Source organism: Desulfovibrio sp. 1214_IL3152, assembly GCF_036763055.1.
GTDB lineage: Bacteria > Desulfobacterota > Desulfovibrionia > Desulfovibrionales > Desulfovibrionaceae > Desulfovibrio.
The window spans coordinates 1-1,085 of the sequence record NZ_JBAIYW010000278.1; the positions used below are offsets into that span (position 1 = coordinate 1).

Genomic DNA, 1,085 nt, shown 5'->3' on the forward strand with positions numbered 1-1,085 from the left:
TAACCGGGCCGCGTCGCTGCCGGGCATGACCCTGTATTTGCAGCCGGTGCAGGACCTGACCATTGAAGACCGTGTTTCGCGCAGCCAGTATCAGTTGACGGTGGAAGCTCTGGACAGGGCGCAGCTGGACACCTGGGCGCGGCGCATGGTTGAAGCCCTCAGGCAGCAGCCCCAACTGGAGCTTGTGACCAGCGACTATCAGGCTCCGGGCCGCATGGCCTGGCTCAACATCAACCGTGACGCCGCCGGGCGGCTCGGCATCAGCATGGCGGATATAGACAACGCCCTGTATGACGCCCTGGGCCAGCGGCTCATTTCCACCATTTTTACACAAACCAACCAGTACAAGGTTGTGCTTGAGGTGGCCCCGCGTTTTCGTCAGGGACCGGGCGATATAGAAAATATTTACGTCAAGGGCGGCGACGGCAAACCCGTGCCGCTGACGAGCATCGCAACCATTGAGGAGCGGCCCACGCAGCTCTCCATCGCGCGGCAGGGGCAGTTTCCCGTAGCCACCATTGCATTCAATGTGGCGCAGGATTCCTCGCTGGGCGCGGCGGTGGCCGCGGTGAACAGCACGTTCGAGCGCCTTGAGCTTCCGGATTCGCTGCGCATCCAGTTTCAGGGGGCAGCACAGGCTTTCATGGCGTCCACCAACAATCAGGTGTGGCTCATACTGGCGGCCATCGTGACCATGTATATTGTTCTGGGCGTGCTGTATGAAAGCTATATCCACCCGGTAACCATCCTTTCCACCCTGCCCTCGGCCGGAGTGGGAGCCTTGCTGGCCCTGATGCTGGCCGATATGGAACTTGGGGTCGTGGGCATTATCGGCATTATCCTGCTTATCGGCATTGTCAAAAAGAATGCCATCATGATGATCGACTTTGCGCTGGATGCCGAGCGCAATGAAGGCAAGGAGCCTCTGGCGGCCATACGTCAGGCGTGTCTGCTGCGTTTGCGGCCCATTCTCATGACCACGATGGCAGCCCTGCTCGGTGCGCTGCCCCTTATGCTGGGCTGGGGCATGGGCGCAGAATTGCGGCGGCCCCTGGGCGTAACAATGGTGGGCGGCCTGATCGTCA

The 1,085-nt window shown here is 60.7% G+C and carries 1 protein-coding gene; it reads left to right on the plus strand.

The window, feature by feature from the left end:
- The coding region (locus V6C07_RS05955; protein WP_333535443.1) for an efflux RND transporter permease subunit at nt 1-1,085 on the plus strand (1,085 nt) is incomplete at both ends.